Source organism: Alysiella sp., from assembly GCF_030525755.1.
In the GTDB taxonomy this organism is placed as follows: domain Bacteria; phylum Pseudomonadota; class Gammaproteobacteria; order Burkholderiales; family Neisseriaceae; genus Simonsiella.
Window position 1 is genome coordinate 1 of the sequence record NZ_JAUNEC010000040.1, and the last position, 16,891, is coordinate 16,891.

General features: G+C 45.3%; 17 protein-coding genes. 5 read left to right on the forward strand and 12 right to left on the reverse strand.

Going from position 1 to position 16,891, the window contains the following annotated elements; translation table 11 throughout:
• Positions 1-436: 436 nt before the first annotated feature.
• A complete protein-coding gene (locus tag Q4B82_RS07315) occupies positions 437-634 on the forward strand; it encodes a hypothetical protein (RefSeq protein WP_303065792.1) in 198 nt (65 codons plus the stop codon).
• Between the two features lie 156 nt (positions 635-790).
• Entirely contained in the window at positions 791-1,195 is a 405-nt protein-coding gene (locus Q4B82_RS07320) for a hypothetical protein (protein ID WP_303065793.1), read from the forward strand.
• A 54-nt stretch (positions 1,196-1,249) separates the two neighbouring features.
• On the opposite strand, the gene Q4B82_RS07325 is transcribed toward Q4B82_RS07320, so the two are convergent.
• The 11 genes from Q4B82_RS07325 to Q4B82_RS07375 form a co-directional block, all read right to left on the reverse strand.
• Positions 1,250-2,092: a DNA adenine methylase gene (locus Q4B82_RS07325; protein ID WP_303065794.1), complete on the reverse strand. Its 843-nt coding sequence runs from the start codon at positions 2,090-2,092 to the stop codon at positions 1,250-1,252.
• 64 nt (positions 2,093-2,156) lie between these two features.
• A complete protein-coding gene (locus Q4B82_RS07330) occupies positions 2,157-3,008 on the reverse strand; it encodes a DNA cytosine methyltransferase (protein ID WP_303065795.1) in 852 nt (283 codons plus the stop codon).
• Between the two features lie 100 nt (positions 3,009-3,108).
• Complete coding sequence (locus tag Q4B82_RS07335; RefSeq protein ID WP_303065796.1) at positions 3,109-3,234, reverse strand: hypothetical protein; 126 nt, start codon at positions 3,232-3,234, stop codon at positions 3,109-3,111.
• A gap of 312 nt (positions 3,235-3,546) precedes the next feature.
• Entirely contained in the window at positions 3,547-3,780 is a 234-nt protein-coding gene (locus tag Q4B82_RS07340) for a hypothetical protein (protein WP_303065797.1), read from the reverse strand.
• A 38-nt stretch (positions 3,781-3,818) separates the two neighbouring features.
• Positions 3,819-5,612: a hypothetical protein gene (locus Q4B82_RS07345; protein ID WP_303065798.1), complete on the reverse strand. Its 1,794-nt coding sequence runs from the start codon at positions 5,610-5,612 to the stop codon at positions 3,819-3,821.
• Between the two features lie 21 nt (positions 5,613-5,633).
• Complete coding sequence (locus tag Q4B82_RS07350; protein WP_303065799.1) at positions 5,634-5,933, reverse strand: hypothetical protein; 300 nt, start codon at positions 5,931-5,933, stop codon at positions 5,634-5,636.
• The gene (locus tag Q4B82_RS07355) at positions 5,933-6,844 is read right to left on the reverse strand and encodes a hypothetical protein (RefSeq protein WP_303065800.1); all 912 of its coding nucleotides are present in this window, start codon (positions 6,842-6,844) and stop codon (positions 5,933-5,935) included. The genes Q4B82_RS07350 and Q4B82_RS07355 overlap by 1 nt, the downstream gene beginning before the upstream one ends.
• A 71-nt stretch (positions 6,845-6,915) precedes the next feature.
• On the reverse strand, positions 6,916-8,616 hold the full coding sequence (locus Q4B82_RS07360; protein WP_303065801.1) for a hypothetical protein: 1,701 nt from the start codon (positions 8,614-8,616) through the stop codon (positions 6,916-6,918).
• A 14-nt stretch (positions 8,617-8,630) separates the two neighbouring features.
• The gene (locus Q4B82_RS07365; RefSeq protein WP_303065802.1) at positions 8,631-10,418 is read right to left on the reverse strand and encodes a hypothetical protein; all 1,788 of its coding nucleotides are present in this window, start codon (positions 10,416-10,418) and stop codon (positions 8,631-8,633) included.
• A 14-nt stretch (positions 10,419-10,432) separates the two neighbouring features.
• A complete protein-coding gene (locus Q4B82_RS07370; RefSeq protein ID WP_303065803.1) occupies positions 10,433-10,837 on the reverse strand; it encodes a hypothetical protein in 405 nt (134 codons plus the stop codon).
• A 42-nt stretch (positions 10,838-10,879) separates the two neighbouring features.
• Complete coding sequence (locus Q4B82_RS07375; protein WP_303065804.1) at positions 10,880-15,238, reverse strand: phage tail tape measure protein; 4,359 nt, start codon at positions 15,236-15,238, stop codon at positions 10,880-10,882.
• Between the two features lie 48 nt (positions 15,239-15,286).
• On the opposite strand from Q4B82_RS07375, the gene Q4B82_RS07380 reads away from it, so the two are divergent.
• Positions 15,287-15,460, forward strand: a complete 174-nt coding sequence (locus Q4B82_RS07380) for a hypothetical protein (protein ID WP_303065805.1) — start codon at positions 15,287-15,289, stop codon at positions 15,458-15,460.
• A gap of 155 nt (positions 15,461-15,615) precedes the next feature.
• Here Q4B82_RS07380 and Q4B82_RS07385 read toward each other — a convergent pair whose 3' ends face one another.
• Positions 15,616-15,822, reverse strand: a complete 207-nt coding sequence (locus Q4B82_RS07385; protein ID WP_303065807.1) for an Arc family DNA-binding protein — start codon at positions 15,820-15,822, stop codon at positions 15,616-15,618.
• 98 nt (positions 15,823-15,920) lie between these two features.
• On the opposite strand from Q4B82_RS07385, the gene Q4B82_RS07390 reads away from it, so the two are divergent.
• Both Q4B82_RS07390 and Q4B82_RS07395 read left to right on the forward strand, forming a co-directional pair.
• Positions 15,921-16,091, forward strand: coding sequence for a hypothetical protein (locus Q4B82_RS07390; RefSeq protein WP_303065808.1), 171 nt, complete (start codon positions 15,921-15,923; stop codon positions 16,089-16,091).
• A gap of 157 nt (positions 16,092-16,248) precedes the next feature.
• Complete coding sequence (locus tag Q4B82_RS07395) at positions 16,249-16,845, forward strand: Rha family transcriptional regulator (RefSeq protein WP_303065809.1); 597 nt, start codon at positions 16,249-16,251, stop codon at positions 16,843-16,845.
• Positions 16,846-16,891: the final 46 nt, after the last annotated feature.

Genomic DNA, 16,891 nt, shown 5'->3' on the forward strand with positions numbered 1-16,891 from the left:
CGCCGCTGCATGGGTTAAAGTGATGAACGCTGACCGCTATGATTTGAAACGCTAATCGTTAAATCGCTGAAATAGAAGCTGCCTGAAAAAGGGAATATTCCACTTTTTGGGCAGCTTTTTCACATCAAACTCTTGTATCATAGATTCAATTTAAACAGGATACTCCCTAGGGTGCTATAAAATCGCGCTCGCTTTGTCATAATTTAGCACATTTTTTGTCATGACAAAAAAAATGCAAAATTGAAAACAAACCCATGCTTTTTGCATGGGTTTTGTCATTTCACAAATAGCACTATTGTTGCTTGGCTCTTTGCATTAAGTACGACAATATCGTCCTATCAAAAACAAAACAGGAGACAAAACAGAAACTTATTTTTGAAACGCCATTTAAATTTTTATCTTCCATTTTTTATTGATTTTTTAAGAAAGAAACACCATGAAACATTTGAACGTAAACCCAGAAACCATTACCAACGCCCTGCAAGATTGTTTGAACGAAACCAACAAATTGATGAACGGCAACAATGTGCAGGCATTTGTTCAGGATATTCAAAACCGCATGAATATGGGCGAAGATGTTGATTTCGCAACCGTTATCGCGCAGACGGTTTGGGATTGGCGTGAACGCAATTAAGGTTTCATCCTGAACAAGTCATCAACAAGCATTTAAAATAGTTTAATATTTTAAGTGCTTGTTTTATTTTTATTTAAATCTAAAATAAAGACTTGGCTCTTGGCAAGAAGTACGGCAATATCGCTTTATCAAATGACAAAACACAAGGAAATCATCATGATATACAGCCAAAATTTAGAACACAGCTTTTACAGCCTCATGCTTGCAGCCAGCCTGAAAGAAACCAACGGCAACCAACGCAAAGCCCAAAAACAAGCCCATCGTTTGTTTACCTATGCCATCAAGCAAATCGCAGACGTTTTAAGTCATTCAGGATGCGTACAATTTCATTTACACCGACATATTGGCTTTTTTCTTGACAGTTCAGATGGTTATGCATTTGGGCAAGATGTTTTGGCTGTGTACCACGAAACCCAAGATTTAGAACAAGCCATCGCCCAAACAGCAGATACTTGGATTGAACAAGAATACAATTATTATGAATATTTAGAAGAATATCAACGCACTAAACAACCCAGCACACGACCCTACTGGATTATGCTGCTGCATTTAGCCCAGTAAAACAGATTGCCGTTTCAAATCATTATGCTGTGATTTGAAACGGCTTTTTCACTTTCAGGCTGCCTGAAATTTGTAAACCATATTGTCTTCGTATTGCGCCGTTTTGTTCATCACAACATTTACGCTAATTTTTTGATAATCTTTAAGATTTTGCCAACCTTCCGCTTTCTCATTCACAACAAAATCCAAATAATCAAGCAATTCGCTGCGTGTGGAACTAAAAAACACAAACGGCGGTCGCACCAAACGCATCAAGCGTAAAAATTCAACCATGCCAAAATAGCCAGCTTTGCGATACGAGCCTTGCGCGGTGCAAACGTATGGTGGGTCAAGAACAAGTAAAGCCTTTGAATTATCTTGAAATTTGGGCAATAATTCATGATACGATTTTGAAACCACTTCCACACCCTTCAGGTAGCCTGTTGCATCGGGATAATCGCTTAATCGCACGCAATTATAATAAGTGTGATTGTGAATTAAATCATGAAAATCAGTTGTTTGCCGACCACTGAACAGCAACCAACTGGCCACGCAATCCAAATCAATGTAGCCACCAAAGGCTTGTAAGGCTGCCTGAACCGCCGTTTTGAGTGTGTCATTAAGTTTTTGATTGCGCGGATAATGTGCCAGCAAATCAGCAATAATGGTGCGTAATTTGTTGGTATCATTGATATTTTGCAAACGCTCTGAATAGCCATCAAAGTCATTGTAAATCACGCGAGCTTTGGGCAAGACTTGTTTTGCGGTGTGGGCAAGTAAGCCACTACCGCCAAAGGCATCAACAATCGTCCAGCCTTCGCCGTCATTTGGAATATGCTGTTTTAAAAGCGTTTTAAAGTGGTTCAAAAATCGGCGTTTTTGCCCCGTGAACGGCAGGGGTGCTTGGGTGTAATTCATGCGTGTTCCTTCATGTTTCTTGAATGAGGTACGCATGGGTACGCTGATTTTAAGATGTTTGAATTTAAAAAGTTTTAATCAGTTTTTCGGCAATCCATTGCGCGACTTGCGGTACAACGGCATTTCCAGCAGAGCGAGCTTCGACAGCGTCGGTTTGAGCCAATCCGCTGCGAAACCCGTCATCATCAATCTTTCGCTGCCGCTCAACCATCTGATGCCGTCCGTTGGCAACAGCGATGATATTGCTGCCCGATAAATCAATGGTGGCTGCCCCGTATCCATCGCCGATGCCTGCCAATAAAGTACCTTGTGCATCCGCCCAGCACGAGCTCGGTTCAGTCTGGCCAGATACCCGTTCCATTGCGCCGGTGTCGTCCATAAACTCCAATGGGGGGTATTCGTGATGACCTGCGACCAAGAATATGCGACGGCGTTTTTGGGGGATTCCGAAATAACGAGCGTCAAGCACGCGCCAAAATCCCACATACCCGCATTGGGCAAGCGTTTCAATGACTGTTTGTAGGTCTCTGCCATGGTTTGATGAGATGAGACCGACGACATTTTCCAATACCAGCCAGCGCGGCTTGAGGGTTTGGACGATGTGCATGGCATCAAAGAATAGACCTGTTCGCGGGCCTGAAAGTCCCGCTCTTTTGCCCATTGTTGAAACGTCCTGACAGGGGAAGCCGCCGACAATAACATCAACGGGTGTGAGTTTGGGCAAGCAGGTTCGCACATCGGTGTGTTGGCTTGCGTGGGGGAAGCGGTCGGCAAGCACCGCGCGGCAGATATCGTGGATTTCCACTTGCCATTTTGTGATGAAACCTGCGCGTTCAAAGCCGATGTCAAATCCACCAATGCCTGCGAAAAGTGAGCCGACTGTGGGCTTGGATTGAATGGGGGTTGGTGCATTCATTGCGTCCTTTCCAAAAATAAAAACGGGCGTGTGCTTGTGATAAACACACGCACCGTTTGCTGTTGGGTACGCAAAGGTACGCTGGGTTGAAAAATGGTTTTTAGGCAGCCTGAAATTGGTTTAACAATTTACATCTGCGACATTGAATCTCAATGCGATAAGTGCCGATTGCCGCACCAATTTTACGGCTACAAGCCTTACAAAATAAGGGGTTTAATGCGTTCATGTTTTGCGCTCTATGTGGATTTGATGATACAATCCGCTCACCTCGAGAGGTGGCGGCTTTCCGAACGCAGGCTCAATCTGCTTTGGGGTGTGGTGGCGTAGTCTCAATACAAAACCACATCGCCGTCTTTTCTTAAAACGCCACGATTATATTGCGTGGCGTTTTGCTTTGTGCATTGATGCGTTTCAGTACAAATTATGGAGCAATATCATCAATTAAAGTCATTGTGCCACAAAGCAACGTTTTCACGCTCTCACCATAGCACAACTTGGTGCTTGCACGACCGATACATTAAAGCTCATATCGCCCCTTTCATACTTGCAATTCAATCACTTGCACATTGGGTGCGGTTTCCAAAATGCGCCGCGTGGTCATGTCGTAAAACACATTTTGCCCAACTTCGTAACCCACGCCTGTTAAGCGTATGGGCGCATTGCCGCTTGATGTGCGTGCTTCCCAAGTACCGTCCAAATTCTGCACAACCAGCTTGGCAACGCCGCGCCGTTCTTGATTAAAAATGGCTTGAAATTGCTGTAAAAAATTCATGTTCCCTCTCCCTAGCCCTCTCCCACAGGAGAGGGGATTTATGAACCCAAATAACGGTCAGCCGACACCGTTTGTTTCACAACTGGCACATCGCCTTCCACGCTCACGCTAACCGATACGCCCTGAATGACCGCGTTCCACGCACCGTTTGGCTCATTAAACCGCCACACGCGCCCCATTTCGGCGATGCCGAGATTGTATTTTTTGGCAACGGGCAAAGTGATGGTTTCGCTTTTGTGTGTGCCTGTTTCGCTCAATGCGGCAATGCCTGCTGCCTCACACGCAATCAAATCCGTGTAAACAGAATGACTTAATGCCGATGTTTCAGGCAGCCCGTCCGTGCCGTGTCGCGTAACGTGTGCGGCTTTCGCGCTTTGTCCTGTGCCAAACACAAATACGCCATGTGCCTGTGTCTGCACGTTTTTTTGTCCACTGATTTGCAAAATGATGTTGGACGGTACAATCAAAGCAGGGCTTGCGGTCGGCACATTCCACGCAGCTTCACGCCACTTCGGTAAAACGAACAGTTTCGGCTCGCTGGGGTGCGAATAGACAAACGCGCCACAGGCTTGCGCCAAATCCATAATCACGGCAATCGGGCTTTTGTCCGTTTGCGTGTAAGTATTTGACGGAATAAGCCAATCCACCGTTTGCCACTCTAAACTGAAACCCAAATCCGCCACTTGCTGTTGCGCGATTTGGCTGGCATACAAATCTTGTTCAATCACGCCCTGTCGCCCCAGCGCATAATCAGCCCCAAGTTTCGCAGTTAAACTGCGCCCCGAAATGGTGTAGTTTCGCTGGGCGAATTTGCGGTTGTCGCTGATGTTTTCTGCCATAAAAACAAACACATCGTCATTGATTTTGAGTTCTATGATTTTTTCTTGACCCAGTTGGGTTTGTTCTAAACCGAGTTTAAAAAATTCGTCAGGCGGCAAAGTCAATTCACACAACCAGCAATAGCCGTTCATGTCGGCTTTCGCGCTGGCTGAAAGGGGATTGAGTTCAATTTCGCCTGATTTTGCGGTAATTTTGTTTAAAATCATATAAGTGTCCAATGGCGGAATTTGCTTGAAATCCACATTGCAGCTCAATGGCAAGGGCAGATTTTTGGGCGACATGGGCAATTTTCGCCGTGTCAAATTCAGTTTGACCCGATTGCTTTGTGGTTTATTACCACAAGGGCGTTTTTTGTGGTCTTTGGAGGGCGACAACACAATGGGATACCACTCACAAGGTGCTTGTGGCGCAAAACCTGTTTGGGTGTTTTGACAAGAGTGCACATCATGACCTGTGTATTGCCAGTGCAAACACGTTTTAAGACAGACTGAAAGTGTGGTTTTTTGTGTGTGGCAAGTATATTGTGCTTCAATGGCACTGTGTTTTAAGCTCGCACGGATATTTTGTGATACAGAAGACTGCCAAATGCCTTGTATGCTTGGATTAATGTTTTTTAAGCCAGCACTTGGGTTTTTCAGGCAGCCTGATATGTGCAGTGGGTCTTGCCAAATACTTTGATGTGTTTGTACTGCCATTTGCAAATCAAGTGATTGAATTGACAAACAATGTGATACATCATTAACTTGGACAAGTGATATCGCATTTTCAACAGACAAACTTTGTCCCACATATTGCTCATCACAATATAAAGCCACATCATCAAGCTCATCATAATGAATGTCCCAAGCCGAAGAGATGGTTTGTTTGTGTGGTTCTTGGCTTTCATCATCGGCATGACGCAAATTTAAAGGCAAAAACCGTGCCAATGGTGGTCTATGTCGTTTTTGATTTAAACTCAATGACAGTTGCTGTGGCTTGGGTTTGCTTCGCATATTTAGGCTGCCTGAAAAAAGCTAGGTTTCATGAGAATAAGGTGTGATGTGCGACCAAATGGCAGGTTCATAATCCCCAGCTGGGTCATAAGCCAACACAATGTATTGCATATTCTTATCTAAATCGGATAACACATACGTCCCATCAGGGAAACTCCACGTTTTGGCGGCGATTGCCAAACTGGGAATGGTTAAGGCAAACACGGGCAAAGATGCAGGTTTACCGTTGCGGGTAACAATGCCTTCTCCTTGACCTGCAATGTATGCTTTGCCATAAAAATAACCACCCAATTTGAGTAAACGATTTTGATGAAACAGCATCAAATTTCCCATTCTTCAATGTTTAAAACAAAACAATGTTCCGCTTCACCCACATCACTGATGTTCAATTTCAACCATTTTTGTCCATCTGACATGGGCACAAAATCCAATTCCGTTATCACATTTTGTAAATCGTGATAACAAGAATACAAGGCAGGTAAAGTACCACGTACTGCTCCTGTTTTTTCAGCCAAGATAAGGGTGCTGGTAGTGGTATTTTGGTATAAAGCATCGGGGTAAGGCACGGTGGTGTTTTCAAAAGGTGAAAGCACGAAACATTCTGAAACCGACAAAGGTGCTGTACCGCCCTCACGCCATTGTGAACGCACCATTAAAGGGTATTTGCGTCCCCTCATACCATTTAAATAGCCTGTTTCAAACCATTGGTATCCAAACCACGATGTATTACAACAAACAATATTGCCCGTATCATCAAATAAACCATTGATTTTGCCGAAATACAAAATTTTTGACTGCTTTGTGTTCTCAGGCAAAATCAAAATAAACCCTGCTTCACAACCCACCAAAACCCAATTTTGTGTCTCATTAGGTTGGGCATACCTTTTGGCATAAGCAAAATAATTTTCTTCTTGCTTCGTATAACCCAAATACTGCTCAAAACGCCGACCACCCACCATATGGATGGTGGCGTATTTTTGCTCGCCGTTCTCCACTTTCAAGCCTACGTTTTCAATTGCATCACAGTGAAACACGACTGTATTTGTCGTTTCCTCAAACATTTTCCAGCCAAGTGGCTCTTTGCGGTTTACGCCTTCGCCATAGCCATTGATTAAGCAGGTTTTAAGTAAAGTTTTCAGGCTGGCTGCTTCGGCTTTCAGTTGTGGTGCGCCAACATCGCTGGCGCGGTAAACTTGGACGGGGTATTTGTGGGGAATGTGTGGTTTAAACATCTTTTAAAATCCTTGTTCGTGTTTTGGACAAGCAGCCTGAATTGGGCTTTCAGGCAAGCTAAATAGTTTATTTACAACTCAATCGCATTGCCGCGCAAACACACCGCAAACCCATCGCGCTGGATTTCGCGCTTGGCACTGGGCTGCACGGCTCGCAAAACCCACACAGGTAATGGCGTACCCGTCGTGTTAAAACGCACACAGTTTTGCACGGCAAACCCACCGCCCATCGCCAGCGCAGGCAGCCTGAAATAGGGCTTGTTGGTGGCGGGATTGATGGGGGCAAGGTCGCTGTAAATGTCGCTTTCGGCAACCAAGCCCAAACGCTCGCCAAATAACTGAAATTGCGTGGTGTTTTTGAATTTAAGCAACCAGCGTTCGGTAATCGCGCCATCGCTGGTTAGCACAATCGGGTAATCGGCGACATTCAAATTGGCAAGTATCGGCTCGCCTATGCGCGTGTCTTGCCACACATTCGTCCAAGCCTGTTGGCTAAACGGTTGCGTGGCGCGTACTTCCATATTGCCACCCAACACCGCGCTGCTCACAAAAGTATTCTCAACTGGATAATCACGCGATACGCCAAATTGCAATTTCAGGCTGCCTGAAACAACATCAACATCGGTAATGCGGTTTTCTTCTTCCCAAATCTGCTTTGTTTTCAAAGGCATTTTGTATTGCGATAAATCAAGTGGCGTTGCCCAAGTCATTGTGCCTGCTTTCAAATTCTCATCGTAGAGTTCGGCATTGATGTGTTTGCCGTCTGCGTCCAACACGCACAGGCGGTCTAGGTTTTTTCGCTGCAATTCAATGCTTTGCCCTGCAATATGTGCACTGCCAATATCTTGTTCTTGGGTGTTGCCGATAACGATCATGTCGCCTTTTCTGAAAATGGGGACTTTGCCGTCTAGTGGCAGGCGATTTGCATTGATGCCAATAATTGTGCTGTCAAGCGGAATGGTGGACTGCGCCACCGCGTTGTAGCGCAAACTGTCGGGCGAAATCGGTTCGGGGGCAATGATTTCAAAATAACCTGTGGCGGTTTCAATTTTGCCCGAAAGGTTGCCTGAAAGCGTTTCATTGGCTTGTGCTTTACCTGTTAAGGTTTGTCCATTGTGTTCGGTGTAAACGGTAAAACTTTGTGGCTTAATCGGCGCAAGTTGGGTGCGACCATGAAACTGCTTGACCTGATAATCGCCCGATACCCAAACCCCTTGCAGGATTTTGACTTCACGGCTCCCTTGCAATGATGCCCCATTGAGTTTCAGGCTGCCTGAAACGTTTAAACTGCCCACCACTTTGCCTGTGCCTTCTTCATGATTGAAATTTTGGTATAAAACCCCATTGCGTTCTATCGTGCGAATGCCGCCGATTTCAAATACCCACGAATTGAGCAACACAGAACAAGGAGCGGGCTTATTTTGTAAAATATCGTAGGTTTGCTGCCCAGTTTGTACGGTTTGCACCACATCACGGGTATCGGGAGCCACAATGCGCGATACCGTACCGCTTGCGCCCACAATGCTCACGTTGTCGGTTTTGCGTTTATCAAATACCGCATAAGTTGTTGATGCACCTTTAGTGATTTGATAATCGGTATAAAGCGGCTCGTGCATTTCACGCAGCAAAGCCGAATGCGGAATATGGATTTCGCCTGTACCATAATCCACGCTGCCGCCGATGAGTTTACCGCCATGCAACAGTTGTCCTGCGCCATTGTCGGTTAAAACCATTGCGCCCTCATCGGTGTTACTGAAAAAAACATTGGACATGAGGTATTCCTTTATTATTGTGAAGTGCCGACTAAATTAACAGCACGATAACCTGTCGTTGTTTGTCTTTGAATGTGTAAAGCCAATTTCAGACTGCCTTTTTGCAGGACATCTGCCAAAATCGTGATGTCATTTGCCCCTAAAGCAGGTTTAATGGACGTGGTTTGGGGCGACGCAATATACTGTTTCGCACTAAATTGGACTTCTGATGCATTCAAATCTTTGGGATAAACCTGCCCTGCCGCATAATTGACTGTACCTTTGCAATCGCCCACCAAATTGCCCTGACCATCATCGCGTGCCGAACCACCTTGCCACGTTAAACGGATGCTATTGGGTTTTAAATTAGGCATGGGTGTTTCAGGCAAAGTCAATTCAGGCGACAGGGTTTGCGGTGCAATCACATTGCCCGCGTCTTGCTCGTCAATGGTCTGATAAAATTGATGCGGACACCAAGAAAAAACAATTTTGCTGCCTGAATCAGGTTGTGCAGGCAAATTGATGACAATACTGCCATTTTTCGTTACCGTACCGCGAGATGTACCTGTTTCATCACGTAATACATAATCACCTTTGTCGGTTAAGGTGTACCACTCCCGTCCCACCTGATACGCCACTTGTACGCTGCCACGCGCAGGTGCAGGACGCAATGGTTCTGGGGCAAACGCCGTTCCCATATTGGTATCATCAATGGTAATGCTGCCTGAAAACGCATAATTGCGAACCCTTACCGCAGGTGTTGCTTGTAAATCTGAAACCCATTGCCCACCAAAACCACTGATGACCCCATTGGCATAATCAATGCTCAACACATGGTCGCTGTTTATCGCTTTGAGGCTGCCTGAACCATCGTCTTTATAACCGCTCAATTGCACTGAAAAGGGTAAAATAGGTGTATCAAGAAACAGGCTTTTGCCCTTTGAAACATATTGATTGCCAATCATCACGCGTTTGGGTCCCGTTTCAATCCACATTTCACGACCTTGCGCCCAATCATCAACAAGGAGCGTTTCCACCACCGACACAGGCACAAGTTGCTCATAAATCGTGGGCAATTTCAGGCTGGCAGCACCTGCCACAATTGGCTGGGCAAGCGGTTTGATGCCGTAGTATTTCGCGCTGTCGGCAATCTGTGTCTCAAGCACACGCGCAGGTGGCAACACTTCATGACGGCTCACACGTTCTGTACCAATAAAATCACGTTCCAATGGTTGTTGAGTAACCATTTTGATTAAACGGCGTTGAAATTCCACATTGTTTTCTTCATAAGTTTCAATGCTGTGGCTAAAACGTTCAATGCGAATAAAATCATAAACAGGTGCGCCATTAACCATCACGCGCAAAGCCAATACCTGTCCTACCACAGGCAAAGCCGCCGTAACCATTTGATACACCTGAACCAAGCGGCTGCCTTTTAACTGCGTGCCCAATAAAGTCATGCGGTTTTCTACAGTCGGCACGCGATATGCCTCAATGCGTTCCATGATGCTGGCGCGTTCTTGCCCGTAGTGGTCGGCTGGCACAAGCAAAATAGAGGCATTGTCGGCTTGCGGTGGTTGCGACACAATCACGTTTGCGCCCAATAATTTGTGGTCGTCATCGCGCAACACGGCTGGGTAGATTAAGCGCGTGTCAAATGCGCCCATCGTGCGGTCTACGTCCGAGATGGGCTCAAACAGTTCGTTGTCTGCGCCCACAAGCGGCTGGTTGGTCATCATGCCACCGCCGTCTGGGGTGTCGGTCAGGCGTTGGGATTTGTAGATTTTTAAATCTTGTCGTGTGATGGCGGTGTGGCGTTTCATGTTTTAAATCCTGTTTAGACTGTGATTAACTTGATTGTTGCTGTGTAACGCTCATCAGCAAGCTCTGGGGTAGAAAAATGCACAGGCTCGGCTTTTAATGCCTGCTCGTGCAACGCAAAAATCACTTGAAATGTGCGTCCATCGTAGTGTGTATAGGTCATTTTCAGTTCGGGAATGTCCGTCCAGTCGCGCAATTTTTGAATTGTGGATAGTGGCAGCCAAACATAATCGGCTGACAATGTGATGGGGCGACCTGCCTGTTTCACACCTTGCTGAATGATTTGTGTGCCAGACAACGTGCGCTCTGGCGAGGTTTGCGCGATTGCGCTCCAATCGTGTTCATCAATCCAGCGCAGGTCTTGTGGCAACTCAATGCTTTCTTGCGTATCGTTTCTTTTTAAAATCAAATTATTGTTCATATTTTTCCTTTGAACTGGTTTGAATGAGGCTTTCAGGCAGCCTTATCGTTGTTGTGATAAAGACTGGGTCAATTCAATTAAAAGCTGTTGCACTGCATTTTGCGACCCCGCCTGAACCTTGCTTTTAAAGACATCAATTAATGTACTCAAATCCGCATTCACATTCACATCAACAGGCAATTTTTCCAAAGCATTCACTTGTGCATCAATGATTTGCTGCTGTTTTTGTATGGCTTGTTCGCGCTGTTGTTCCTGCTCTTGACGCCATTTCAGTTCTTGCTCAAATCGTTCTTGTTCTTGACGTTTTTGCTGTTCCCAAAACGCTTTTTCGGTGTCGGCAATCGCTTTTTCATAACTGAAAACCGCTTGATTGTTGCCCATTTTTTTTGCTTCTTGTTGCTTTTGGCGTAAAGCATCGATGGCTTCTTGATGTTCCAATTTTGCCAACTCATCGTCTTTGCCTTGCACTTGCAACAATTTCTTTTCTGCATTGAGCTGAGCTGTTGCTGCCTCATCAGATAAAGCCTGCATTTTTTGTCTTGCCTTATCTATCGCTGCCTGTAAATGATTTAATGTCGCCTTATCCAATTTATGTGCATTGCCAATGGCATGGGCTTGTGCCTTTGCCAATGAAGCTGCCAAATTGCCACCGTTTTCCATATCTCGATTTAACTGGACAAGCGTACGGTTAATGTCAATGTGCATATCCTGAATGCGGCGCAAATTCGGCAACCATTGCCCTGTACCCAACCAACGATACCCTCCTGTTTTGCGTAAGGTTTGATCCACTTTTTGTCCCAACTCGCTGACTGCCTTACCCTGTTTTTGGGTGGCTTCGGTCGCTTTTTGAGCAGATTGAATATGATGCTGATTGGCTTGACTTTGGGCATTTGCTGATTGTCGTGCAGCATCAGCAGTTTGTTTATGTGCAGCCATTTGTTGTTGCGCGGCTGTTTTGGTTTGACTGGCTGCCTGTAAAGCCGCTTTGCCTGTTTCGTCTACCACAATTTTGTAATTAAAAGCAGCTGCTTGGCTTTCTACCCAAGCACGTTGCGCTACATCACCACTTGTTAATAATGAATTAGCTGTATTTTCAAAGGCTTTCTGCAATTCTGTTGTGCTGGCTTGACCGCTATTTTTGACGGTTTCAAACGCCAAGCGCGTTTCTTCGGCTGCCAAACGCAGGCTTTCGCGGCTTTGAATACCCAGCTTTTTAAAAGCGGCTTCGGTCGGGTCTATTGTGCCTTTGAGTTCTTGCAAGCGAACATCGGTTGCTAAAATGGCGCGTTCCACTTCTTGCATACTCAATGCACCCGATTGCCCCAAGCTCTGAATGCTTTGTTTGAGCGCATCAATATCGGCTTGGCTTTGCGCGGTTTCGGTTAGCTTTGCTAAACTTTGTTGCAAAATCAAACCCGTGTCCAAACCCTGTGCCGACAATTCTTGTAACTGTCCGCGCAAAGTTGTGAAATGGCTTAAAGCAGTTTGCATGGCTGGGCTGCTGCCTGCAAAGGCGTTTTCCAAGCTCACACCCAAAGCTGTGGCAGCTTTTTCGGCTTCGCCCAAAGGCTTGCTGATTTGCGCCAAACCCAAACCTGCTTGCGGTGCGGATTGGGCAATGCGGTCAATCTGTTCCGCGCTCAAACCTGCGTTCTGCCCGACTTCGGTTAGGCTTTTCTTTAATTCGGCAAGGGCTTCGGGGCTGTCCATTTTTTTGACGGCAGCCTGAAAAATCTGCGCCATTGCGTCCGCATCGTTGCCAAAACCCTGCGCTGCGAGTGCAAAATCATCAAGCGATTTTTTGGCGGATTGGGAAATGCCAGTCGCAACTTGCTCTGCCGTCAAACCCAAATCCGATAAGGCTTGGCGGTTTTTTGCCAAAGGCGAGGTGTCGGCAATATCGGCATTTAATGCGACCAATTTGTCTTTGGTTTGGGCAAGCTGTTGTTCTAGCTGCTTATTTTGTTCGCGCAACTGGTCGGCAATCACACCGTTTTCCTTGCCTGCTGCGGTCAAAACGCGCAAACTTTGTTCGTTGCCCTGATACTGCGCTTGTTGGGCGCGATAGGTTTCGGTTAATTCACGGATTTTTTGTGCTTGCGCTTCGTTGGCTTGCTTTTCTTTTTCGGCGCGTTCTTGCGCGGCTTTGGCGGCTTCGCGTTGGGCTTTTGCCTGTTCGCGGATTTCTTCGCGTGTGGTGCGGTAGTTTTGTCTGACGTTTTCCCATGTATCATCATTGAACATTGCCATGAAATACGCCACGCCTTTACCCATGTTGTCGCCCAAGTCGCGCACCAGCGTGGATTGTTCGCGCAACGCTGTACCAAAACTGTGTCCGACTTCAAACGCGCTGTACAAAGCCACCGCATTTTGTGCTGCACTGGCTAGGTTTTTACCCAAAGTTTTGATGGCTTGTGATTTGCTTTGCACACCGTCTATACCATTGCCTACGCTTTTAAAACTGCTTGCTAAACTGGCTGCGGCAAGGGCGGTTTCGGTTGCCCATTTTTTGGTGGTTAAGGCGGTTTCACGCACCGATTGTTTTACGCCTTCAACGCTTAATTTTGTTTTCAGCAAACTTTGTCCCGATTCCACCCCCAACCACTTCATCGCGGTACTCAATGCCATTGCCGCCACTTTGGCACTCAAAAACAACACGCCCATTTGCGACAACATCGGAAATTGTTCCGACAAGGATTGAACCGTTTTTGCCATACCACCCACTGCACTTGCGGCAGCCTGAATAGCAGGCAAAAGATGTTTACCTAACTCAATCGCAGCATTCACAATATTGCTTTTGGCTTGGTCTAATTTTTTGGCTGTGGTATTGAGCGCGTCTTCGGTTTCCTTTTTCATTGCACCAAAGGTTTTTTCGCGGTCGGTGGCGGTGGCAAGCGCGTCTTCGTAGGTTTTCAGGCTGCCAACCAATAAAGCCAAATCGTCCGAATATTCCGCGCCAAACAATTTGCCTAATGCTTCGCTGCGTGCTTGCGCGTCCAGTTTTTGCAAGCGTTGCAAGAAATCATCTAAGGCAGCCTGCGGATTGGCAGCGATGTTTTCAGCCATTTCTTCCGCGCTCAAACCCAAATCTTTCAGGCTGTTTTTAAATTCATCGTTGCCCAATTTGGCGTTTTGCAATTTCGTCAAAAGCGCGTTAATTGCCGTGCCTGCCACTTCGGGCGTTTTGCCCAAGCTGATGAACGCCGCGCCCAATGCTGCGGCTTCTTCGGCTGCCAAACCAAATTGTTTGGCATTGCCGCCAATGCGCATTAAAACTTCGGAAATTTCCGCTTCTTTGGCGGCTGTGGTGTTGCCCAGCGTGTTAATGGCATCATTCAAACGCCCCATGTCTTCCATTGGCAACTGAAAGACATTGCTGATTTTGGCAGCCATTTCGCCCGCTTGTTCGGTGCTGATGCCAAAGGCAACCGACATTTGCGCTGCCATTTTGGTAAACTCGGGCAGTTTTTCCAAACTCAAACCCATTTGACCGCCTTGCGCGGCAATTTGCGCCAGTTGGTCGGGCATGATGCCCAATTCCGCCCCCAATTGTTTCAGGCTGCCTGAAAGCTGCTCATACTGTTCTGCCGAGCCTTCGGTTACTTTTTTCACGGCAGCCATTGCCGTTTCAAATTTCATGGCTTCGGTTGCCATAAAAGACAATCCAGCCGCCTGACTGACCATGCCTTGAATGTCTTGTGCCATGTCTTGCAAAGTGGGGCGCAAATCGCCCAATTGTTTGTTCAAGCGGTATAATTTATCGGTTTGCAACTGAGCAGCACGCGCCATTTCTTCATGGCTTAATGCCCCACTTTGTTTGAGCATTTGAAAAGATTGTTGAATTTCCGCTATTTCTTGCTTGATTTTGGCATCAATATCCAAGCCCAATTTGGTTTTGGCTTGTGCAATTTTGTGTAATTGGCTTAATTGTTGTTCGGCTTGTTGGCTTTGTTCTGTCAATTGTTTTTGGTGTGCAGACAGATTTCTAACGCTCATACCTGCTTCTTGCATGGCATGATTATTATTGCGTAAACTGTTTAATAAATTGCGTTTTTGTTGGTTGAGTTGTGCCAGTTGTTTTTCTAATTGTTGATAATCGTGTTTTTGCTGTTTGCTTGCACCGTCTTTCATTTGGGTGTGCAGTTGGCGCAATTTTTGTTCGGTTTGGGCGATTTCTTGGCGATTGTCAGACAAAGATGTTTTGATAGCACGATAATGCTCAATAATGGCTTGATTGGATTGGGCTTGTTGCCATTGTTGTTGTAATTGTTTGGCTTCTTGCGCCAATTCCGATGTTTCGTCTGTGGTGGCTTGTATGGTATCGGCAAGCTCACGAATGCGCTCACTGCCTTGTACGTTTGCCTGAATTTCAATACCTGTTTGAATGCTTGCTTTTGCCATTGTCTTTGCCTTAAAATGAACTTAATCAATCAAATAAAAGGGGGCATCATGTCTTACATTATTGCTTTTGCGTTGTTTTTTCTGGTGATGAAATATGCACTTTCGCCCACCAAGCACGAACAAAAATTACACGCCATTGGATTAAATGACCCCATGACCAAGCAAATACGTTGGATTGCGTATGCTTGTGTTTTGCTCTATATTGTGTTGTCCAATTTGTGAATGCCTAACGTGATTTTCTTAAAAATCATCTGTTGTCGTGTCTTGCAAGGTTTCAGTACACGCCACGCCAAGCAAATAAAAACCGTTTAGAATGGGTTTACAATCCATGTCTAAACGGTTTATTTTTTTGATGCTTATTTTCAGGCTGCCTGAAATTATTTTTTCAATGTTTGAATTTCATCTAGGATTTTTTGAAACATTGCCATAGTATCAGAACTAGATTGATTTTCAGCGAACGATTGTTCTAATCGCGTAATCAGTTCTGAAGTCAGTGAACGCCCATGTACTTTTGCAGCCTGCTCCAATTTTTCTTTTAAATCCAACGGTAAACGAAAATTTACTTGTGGGTCATTTCTTGCCATATCAATACCTTATCAAATTTTAAAATAAAATTATAGCATTGAAAAAATGACGTGGGTACGATAAAATACTTTTTTTAAACCATACAGAAAGATATTTTATGGACGAAAACAACAAGCGAGCGCAATCAAGAAAGCGTTACGAAGATAAACGGATTTTCAAAAAAGTTTCTTTTAATACCGAAACAGATGCAGAACTGCTGGAAGTTGCTAAAAATTTGGATTTTAGTCAATGGGTTAAGGATAAATTAAGAGAGTTGCTAAAAAAATAGCTTGCCTTTGTCGGGGGTACGACATATAATTTACACACTTGCAAAATGCAAGGAAAAACCGAACCAAGCGGCAAACTTGGTTCGGTTCTATTGGAAAGCAATGCTACCAACATTCTTTCCGTGTCATTTAAACCTACAAATGAAAGGCTATTCTACCATGAATACGCAACTTGTACACCTCTCAAACAATCGTTTGGTAACGACTTCTTTGGAAATCAGCAACCATTTTGGCAAAAAGCACAAAGATGTGCTGAAAGCCATTCATAATTTGGATTGTTCATCTGAATTTACAGAGCGCAATTTTGAGCTTTGCCATAAAATCAATGAGTTGCAAAACAACAAACCCCAACCCTACTACGAAATCACCCGCGACGGTTTTGTCTTCTTGTGCATGGGTTTCACAGGTGCAGCAGCCGCCCAATGGAAAGAACGCTACATCAACGCTTTCAACCAAATGGAGAACCGCATTGTTACCAATCAAACGCAACTGCAAGCCTTGAAAACCGCTTATTTGCAAGCCAATCCCAACGCAACAAAATTATTGCGCTATTATGAGCTTGGTTTGAAAAATGTGGAAATCGCAAAATTGCTTAATGTGGCAGATTCAACCGTGAGTAAAAATTTACGCAAATTGGCAGCATTGGGGTTTTGCACCTATCAATACAATGCCAACCAAGCAGCAAAAGCCAAATTAGCCCATGCTAAAATGCTGGAAAACAAACAAACGCAACAATCTTTGGATTTGGGGGAATAATCATGGCTTACCAACCCAAATCCGATTACAACGTCCCTGCTTATTT